The organism is Bartonella sp. AP1QHHD, from assembly GCF_042196265.1.
Lineage (GTDB): Bacteria > Pseudomonadota > Alphaproteobacteria > Rhizobiales > Rhizobiaceae > Bartonella.
This window is the reverse complement of record NZ_JBHIPW010000100.1, coordinates 47,396-55,778: the sequence shown is the minus strand read 5'-3', so window position 1 is coordinate 55,778 and position 8,383 is coordinate 47,396. Positions and strand designations below refer to the sequence as shown.

At 32.1% G+C, this 8,383-nt stretch carries 6 protein-coding genes, 1 tRNA gene and 1 pseudogene; 3 read left to right on the top strand and 5 right to left on the bottom strand.

What is annotated here, in order from left to right; all coding sequences use genetic code 11:
• Nucleotides 1–169: 169 nt before the first annotated feature.
• Nucleotides 170–244: transfer RNA gene (locus ACFIME_RS09165), tRNA-Gln, on the bottom strand.
• Between the two features lie 877 nt (nt 245–1,121).
• Here ACFIME_RS09165 and ACFIME_RS09160 point away from each other — a divergent pair.
• Nucleotides 1,122–1,724, top strand: coding sequence for a superoxide dismutase (locus ACFIME_RS09160; RefSeq protein WP_375661893.1), 603 nt, complete (start codon nt 1,122–1,124; stop codon nt 1,722–1,724).
• Between the two features lie 82 nt (nt 1,725–1,806).
• On the opposite strand, the gene ACFIME_RS09155 is transcribed toward ACFIME_RS09160, so the two are convergent.
• Nucleotides 1,807–3,900 carry a S9 family peptidase gene (locus tag ACFIME_RS09155; RefSeq protein ID WP_375684838.1) on the bottom strand — a complete coding sequence of 698 codons (2,094 nt, stop codon included), beginning with the start codon at nt 3,898–3,900 and terminating at the stop codon, nt 1,807–1,809.
• A gap of 854 nt (nt 3,901–4,754) precedes the next feature.
• Between ACFIME_RS09155 and ACFIME_RS09150 the strand changes: the two genes are divergently transcribed.
• The gene (locus ACFIME_RS09150) at nt 4,755–5,192 is read left to right on the top strand and encodes a MucR family transcriptional regulator (protein WP_012754848.1); all 438 of its coding nucleotides are present in this window, start codon (nt 4,755–4,757) and stop codon (nt 5,190–5,192) included.
• Nucleotides 5,193–5,290: 98 nt separating this feature from the next.
• Here the strand turns inward: ACFIME_RS09150 and ACFIME_RS09145 are convergent, their stop codons facing one another.
• Nucleotides 5,291–5,701 (bottom strand): SufE family protein, encoded by a 411-nt coding sequence (locus ACFIME_RS09145; RefSeq protein ID WP_375611146.1) that lies wholly within the window; start codon nt 5,699–5,701, stop codon nt 5,291–5,293.
• 108 nt (nt 5,702–5,809) lie between these two features.
• Nucleotides 5,810–6,185, bottom strand: a pseudogene (locus tag ACFIME_RS09140) (DUF5330 domain-containing protein).
• Between the two features lie 1,054 nt (nt 6,186–7,239).
• Between ACFIME_RS09140 and ACFIME_RS09135 the strand changes: the two are divergent.
• On the top strand, nt 7,240–8,073 hold the full coding sequence (locus ACFIME_RS09135) for a peptidoglycan-binding protein (protein ID WP_375636199.1): 834 nt from the start codon (nt 7,240–7,242) through the stop codon (nt 8,071–8,073).
• Nucleotides 8,074–8,170: 97 nt separating this feature from the next.
• On the opposite strand, the gene ACFIME_RS09130 is transcribed toward ACFIME_RS09135, so the two are convergent.
• Nucleotides 8,171–8,359, bottom strand: a complete 189-nt coding sequence (locus ACFIME_RS09130) for a hypothetical protein (protein ID WP_375661891.1) — start codon at nt 8,357–8,359, stop codon at nt 8,171–8,173.
• Nucleotides 8,360–8,383 lie beyond the last annotated feature (24 nt).

Below are 8,383 nucleotides of genomic sequence, written 5' to 3'. Positions count from 1 at the left end.
GAAGATAACATGGCATCCCTCTATACCAAAACAGCCGATAGAAAACGACTTGCAATAGAAGCAATCAAAAATCTTCAAAAAAGTTAGGGATAGGTGGAAAATAAGTTAAAAGAATCAACGGAATCAAAATTCCCGAACTTTTATATAACCTATTGATTTAATTAAATATTGGCTGGGGTACCTGGATTCGAACCAGGGAATGCCGGTACCAAAAACCGGTGCCTTACCACTTGGCTATACCCCAAAAAAACACGCTTTATAGCGACGTCTTGCACTTTATAGCGATTCCTGTGATTGGACGCAATATCTGAAAATCAAAGACTTTACTTTTTTATCATAAAATTTCTGAGTTTTGTATGGCATTGCCATCGATACAAATTCGTAGCAGAAACTGATATACAGTTGTGATTTTAACATAAGAAAAAACCATTTATCCATCAATTATTTTGCTCTTTGTATTGATTTTCTAGGAACAGAAAATGAAAATCTTGCAGTTTACTCATGTATCTAATAAATTTGCATATGATTTACTTTTCTTGATATATTAAAATCCCATCTTGCTCAATTTAAGAAAAAAGCTGTCACCAAATTGGCAATCGGTAAGTGTATAATAGTGCTGCTGTGCTCTTGCATTAAGCATAAAGATGGTAATGTCCACTAATTTTTACATTATATTATTCATGGGTAGCACCATAAAATAAAATCAAGCACATTGAAAAATATTTCCTAAAAAATAACACTTAATATTCTGTTGAAAACATTATGATACACCAATAAACTGGAAGAGTTTTGCAAAAATTAAAAACATTTTATATGGTATTTGAAAAAATAGAGATACAAAAACAAGGAATAATAACTATTTCCATTTACTTTTTATTCAAAAGATAATGATATTTATTACCCACTCATAGATGTAAAAAAATCTTCAGAAGCAATCTTTATGTAGACCAATACCCTTTTTGATTGATGAATATACATTTCCTAAAAGCTTCTTTTACAAAAAGAGAAACATTAAAACTATTTCATACAAACTAGGTATTCAACATTTGCTTTTAAATGCGGTAAATGGCAAATTAGGCTTATGAAATAAGCTTAACAATTAGAATCGAGGAGATTTTTAAATGGCTTTTGAATTGCCCCCGTTGCCTTATGATTACGATGCCCTTTCGCCTTATATGTCACGCGAAACGCTTGAATATCATCATGATAAGCATCACCTTGCTTATCTTACCAACACCAATAATTTTGTGAAAGAGTTAGGCTTAGAAAATGAAAGCCTTGAAGATATTGTTAAAAAAAGTTTTGGAAAAAATATTGGTTTGTTTAATAATGCAGCGCAGTATTACAATCATAACCACTTTTGGCTTTGGATGAAAAAAAATGGTGGTGGCCAAAAACTTCCTGAAAAGTTAGCAAAAGCTATTGACGCTGATCTAGGTGGTTACGACAAATTCCGCGCTGATTTTATTGCTGCTGCTAGTGCCCAATTTGGTTCTGGATGGACATGGGTTGCTATTAAAGATGGCAAGCTTGAAATTATGAAAACGCCTAATGGTGAAAATCCCTTAGTGCACAATGCTCGCCCTATTTTGGGTGTCGATGTGTGGGAACATTCCTATTACATTGATTATCGCAATGCTCGACCGAAGTACCTCGAATCCTTTGTAGACCATTTAATTAATTGGGACTATGTTTTGGAACTTTATGAAGAATGTGAATTTTAAACTATCTAGATAATTTTTTAGTGTATGAAAGTCTCTATAATCCAATAAATTATCGGAGACTTTCATACAGAAGTATTATGGATTAGCAAAAGTCTTTTCCTGCTATCTTTAGAATATATGCATAGATATAGGCAACTTCTTCTAGCTTTGAAAAACGTCCAGCTGCACCAGCGTGCCCTGAATCCATATTAATACGTAATAAAACTGCATTATCGTCTGTTTTTAGGTCTCGTAATTTTGCCACCCATTTTGCAGGCTCCCAGTAAGTTACACGAGGATCTGTTAATCCTGCCATCACAAGTATAGGGGGATAGTTTTGAGCTTTGACATTATCGTAAGGGGAATAGGAAGCAATAAGCTTATAATCTTCTTCTGATTCAAGAGGATTCCCCCATTCGGCCCATTCTGGAGGTGTGAGTGGCAATGAAGCATCTAACATTGTCGCTAAGACATCAACAAAAGGCACATTCGCTACGATCCCAGCAAAATCCTGGGGAGCTATATTGGCAATGGCTCCCATCAACATCCCCCCTGCTGAACCACCATGAGCAATCAGCCGGTCGTGAGAAGTGAATTTATTGTTTACAAGGTAACGCCCACAAGCAATAAAATCTGTAAATGTATTGTGCTTAAAGAGATGCTTTCCTTTCTCATACCACTCTACTCCCTTTTCTTTTCCTCCACGAATATGAGCAATCGCGTAAATAAAACCTCTGTCTACTAGAGAAAGTACATTACTATTGAAACTGGCAGGAATAGAGATCCCATAAGCACCATAACCGTAAAGCAGACAAGGCGCACCACCATCAAGGAGAGTGTTTTTGTGGTAAAAAAGTGAAATAGGAATCTTCTCACCATCGTCTGCTATTGCTGTAATCCGTCGTGTTACATATGCATCTTTATTATGCCCAGAGGGAATTATTTGCGTTTTTAAAAGCATTCGTTTACAATTTTTCATCTCATAATCAAACACTTGATCAGGTGTTGTCATAGATGAATAGGAAAAACGAATAGTTGGACTGTTATATTCTGCAACTCCTTGCAAACTTAAAGAATAAGCCTCTTCAGTAAAAGCAATGGAATTCACTTGTTTAGTGGTACGTTCCATCACTTTTATACGTGGAAGCCCCTCAAAACGTTCGATCCAGACAAGAAAATCTTGATAAGCATCATGGGATAATATTAGGCACCCAAGCTGATGTGGGACAAACTCAGACCAATTTTCTGATTGTGGAGATGTATATGGCGCTACCATAATTTTGAAATCTTTTGCATTATCTAAATTGGTCAGAATATAAAAGACATCACCACCCTCTGTAAGTGAATATTCAATACCTTTTTGTCGTTTCCGTACACATTGGGGAACAGTAAAAGGCGCCTCAGCAGGAATTAACCAGATCTCGGATGTTTCATGATCATGAATATTAATATAAATAACATCATTAAGCTTAGAACCGCTTACATCTAAGAAAAAACCTGGATTGTCTTCACGAAAAATAAGCTTATCTTGTGATTGATATGTGTTTAATTGGTGATAATAGAGCTCTGAAGGTCGGTGGTTTTTATCCATCTTAGTATAGAAAAAACCTTCAGATCTAGCATCCCATACAATTTGACCAGATGTATCAGTAATTGTGTCCATACAGTCAGACAATGTCTCAAAATTACGAATTTTAGCTGTATAGAATTCTGATCCTTTGTCATCATAGGTCCATACCACATGTGTATGGTCAGGAGATTCTTGAACTGAACCAAATTTGAAATATTCTTTGCCTTCTGCCAAGACATCACCATTAAGGTACACGTTTTTTTCTCCGCCATTCCTTGGTGTCCGAAAATAATGTGGTTGTTGGCCTCCGGTAACATAAGAGAATCCGTAAGCAAAAGGACCATGTTTTATAGGAACAGAACTATCATTCTCTTGGATCCTGTTTTTCATTTCGGTAAAAAGCAAATCTCGTAATGGTTTTGTATCAGCCATTTGAGCTGATTGATAAGCATTTTCTTTTTCAAGATAATGTCGAATATTGGGATCAAGACAGTTAGGATCTTTAAAAACATCTTGCCAGTTAGACGCACGTAGCCAATGATAGGGATCATCACGAAAAATACCATGATATATTTCCTTATGAGTGATTCTAGATGCTTTGGGAGGAATTGCAAAAGTGCGAGTCATACACAATCCTATATTAAAATATGTTAATAGCTTCGTTTATATGTTAGAATCACAATGATTGATGCAAGTGTAAAAATCTATAAGTTCTATTCACTTGCAAAAATAGCACCATGATAATTTTTAAAACTAATACCTTTCTGTTCATTACATATCACAGCTATTGTTTTCTAGGGATATAACACCACTTTTATAATGAAAGTGACTGGTAAAACAATTAAACTACTAGAAAAAGAATTGATTTTTTTTGAAACAGTATAATCGCATAATTTTACAGAGAGGAATAAATATATCTAAAATATTATTATTACTGTATAAAAAATAAAAATGTCCTATCTCCTTTTAATGAATAATTTTATATTATAAATAATACTATTATGTCATATTTATAATACATCATGTTTTTTATTATTAAATTTTATAAATATAAATAATAAAAATGAATTTAAAACTTATTAAACATAAACTTACTAAACTATAAGTATTCAAAAAAAATATAATAATTTATATATTATATTTTTATAATTAGTAATTTTATTTTTACGTTCTCAAAAAAAATAAATAAATTTTATCATATATTTTTTTATATTTGTGATGTATTATATATTATGTATGATATGTTATAGGATAAAAATATATTTTAGCATGTAATAATTTCGTTTTTCTTATTGTATATTATGACAAAAAATGGGTATTTATTTGATTTTTTTGTGTTTTGGCAATTTTATAGAATAATTGAATTGACAAAAAAGATTTTTGTACAATATGAAGCTCATGTGCATGAGATCTTTATATCATGAGTATATGCACTATATCTCGATTTTGAATTACTCAATTTTAAATTAAAGGAAACAAGAATGGAACATCGTGCAGTCTTAGAGACTGAAAGCAATTTAGTTATTACATTGGTTGCTGATATTGTTGCTGCCTACGTGAGTAATAATTCTATTCGACCGACTGAAGTGCCAAGTTTAATTGCTGATGTCCATGCTGCTTTTCGTAAAGCAGGGAATCTAGAGTTAACAGAAGTCGAAGTTGAAAAACAAAGGCCTGCCGTTAATCCGAAGCGTTCAGTATTTCCTGATTATCTCATTTGCCTTGAAGATGGAAAGAAGTTTAAATCTCTAAAGCGTCATCTCATGACACATTATGGAATGTTGCCAGAGGAATATCGTGAAAAATGGCAGTTAGATAGTTCTTATCCTATGGTGGCGCCTAATTATGCAAAAACACGATCGGCTTTGGCCAAAGAAATGGGGCTTGGACGCAAAAGCAAACGGAAAAAAACTAAATAATCTTATTTTGCGAAAAAATGGTTTCATGTATAAAGTTGATTTTAGTATACATGTTTTGTGTGAAGCTTTTGTATATATAGCAATTTCTACCAAGGGGATTACATATAGCTTTCGTTACGAATCCGTTTAATCATTGATTTCAGACCATTTGATCGTTGTGGTGTAAGATTTTCATTTAAACCAAGTTTTTCAAAGAGCTCTTGAGCATCAGAATTGCGAATTTCAGAAGCTTTTTTGCCTGAATAAAAAGCAAGAAGTATGTAAATGAGTCCACGCACAATATGAGCATCGGAATCACCTTGAAACGTCAATATTGGATCTTTTGAGTTATTACGTGAAGATAAAAGCCACACTTGGCTAACACAACCAGGAACTTTGTGAGCATCGTTTCGAGCGCTTTCTGGAAAAGGTGGCAATTCATAGCCAAGCTCGATGACATAACGATAACGATCTTCCCAATTATCCAAAAGCGAAAAGTTTTCTATAATATTACCGATTGTTTCCGCCATTATTTTAGTCCTGTTTCGTTTGAATAATCATTCTTGAATACACTTATAAAAAATAAATATTTATTCTTCCTAACATAAATAACACGAAGAACGTTAAAAATCCTTATTTCAAGATAACATTGCATGGTTTTGTAAGAACTCTTGTATTTCGATTTTGTAAGAAACATTAGGGGAAGTCTCTGATATCATTTTTGTTTCCTAATATGTTCCCTAAATATTCATAAGCAGCTCTTGCACCGTAATATGCGCGCTCGCCAAGTGAACTTAAAAAGGATTTTCCTACTTTGCAGGTTTTTATATTACGGTCACAAAATGCGCCTAAGTCATTTAAGGCTTCCTTAAAAGCAATAATCACATCGCTCGTTGTTGTCTCATTATTTTGGGGGCTAGAAGAATGGTTACTGCTTGGATCTGCTACAAAAAATGAAATAATGACAAAAATAAAAAATAAAAAAAATGATAATTTGATTAAAAAACGTATCATGGATAATCAATGTACCGCAGTGGTCAATACAATAAAAGAAGCATTTTATACACTGTTGCTTTATAAACAATTTATAAAATGTGCTTTTTATAAAATTGAGTATTCATGTATTGGATCTATATCATTGGCTTTTTTATAAATATGGCACAATTCCGCTGTATAAAATGGGATACATTGTCTATTCAGTAAAAAATTAACATCAAAATTATACACTTACAAGCTGGTCATGTTAATGAACATACTATGATAAAAAATGAGAGAGATAATCATGTTGTGTACATAATTATTTTAAATAATAGTCCACCATCTTAGCTTAGTTGAAAAGGCTAAAAAGAGTAAAATTCTGTTATTCTGACTCTAGTGTCGATAAAATATTTATATTATCTATAAAATTTTTACTGGAATGTTATGAAAATGGTCAACATGTCGATAAAAACATCAAAAAAATAACTGCATCTCTTATGATTACATCTCAAGCCAGTTTTTTTCTATAACATTGTAAACATCAATTTAATTGATACTTATGAAAATTATTTAATAGAAGGAATTTATACCAAAATATAATACTATTAAGAGATAATTATTCTTACCAAACCGTTTATGGATCAGTAACCATCTATATGTAAATTATAAAGAATAGATAACGATTGTCATCTTTTTAGCGTTATAGGCAAATATTTTCAATTTTATTTTAAATAATAGGCAAACATATGGCACAAAATGAAGAATAACGTGGCATTATTGTTTAGATAATTATATGTGATAATGCAGTTTGCAAACACCAAAATGATCTTGAATGCTAATCATTTGGTGCTCTCTTTATACACATTAAAGATTTGTAAAAAAATGAAATGAATAAAAGTTGGTAAGAACTCTTGTTGATTTATCAACTTATAAATTGATATAATGAAGCTGCTCATTCTAGGAGTTTGAAAGGAAAAATCAATAATGTCAATGCATTTCTCTCTGGCTGGAAGTAAGAACTGATTCATATTCGTTTCCTAATTTATATTTGTTTCTTTGTAAAAAATAAACGCAACTGAAAATAAAAGTAATGGCAACAAAACGAAAGACATACCGAAAAAAAACTGTAAAACACCGTAAATACTACAGTAGTATTGTTATAACACTTCTTCTTATAACTTTTCATTTTATTTTTTGGAGTGCAAAAACTCTTTATTTCTATACACGAAAAAATACTTTATTTTTTGTTGGATTTCTTCTTTTTAGCATTAGTTTTTTATTTATTTCATTTAATGCTTTATTTTCGCAAATGACAACGCATCAAAATATTTTAACTCAAATGAAATTTTCCTCTGTTCAAAGTATAGGTAAGAGCTCTACTTTATCGGAAAAAGAAGAAAAATCACAAGAACTCTCCCGTGTAGCTTCTGTACATTCTCAAAGTCATAACCACACAAATTCACCTTTACCCTCTCAATCAGCAAGCATGCTGGAAAAGCAAAAAGAACTAGCAAAATTAGGATTTTATGATGGTCCATTAGATGGACTGGAAGGACCTAAAACACGCCGAGCCATCACTTTATGGAAACAGCAAACTGCTCAGAGAATGCAAAAGAATGTTCTATCTAATCCCGCAGCAGATGAAATCGCGATATTAATTAAGCAAAGCGAAATAGAAACAAACAATACAAAAAATATGACACACTTAAAAGAAGCTATTTTAGAGCCTTCTGTTGAAGATATTATACAAGTGCAAAAAGCTTTACATATTTTTGGGAATGAGGAGGTTATTGTCACAGGAATAGAAGATCAAAAGACGATAGAAGCCTTAAAACAGTTTCAAAAAATATTTGATCTTCCTGTAACAGGTAAAATTAATCACACAATTTTAATGAAAATGCGTGAAATTGGTTTATTAAATTGAAGCTAATCATAATAATCTCTTAATTTATAATGATAATTCATCTTTCGTTTGTTTAATGCTCCCCTCAAACATTCCTTCATCTCAAGCCCTCTTATATTCAATCAATCAGAATGGTTTTCTTACACATTACATATTGAGCCGTATAATTTGCTTCAAAAAAACCACAACCGATTGCAGAAAAAAGAATATTGCAAAATAGCAAACGCGCTTGTTCTAGCATTTTTATTGCCTCTGATGATAAAAGGACACGAAATTTTTGTAGTATCGTATCACGTAAACCTTTCATATTATCGAACCACGAATTGTCCAT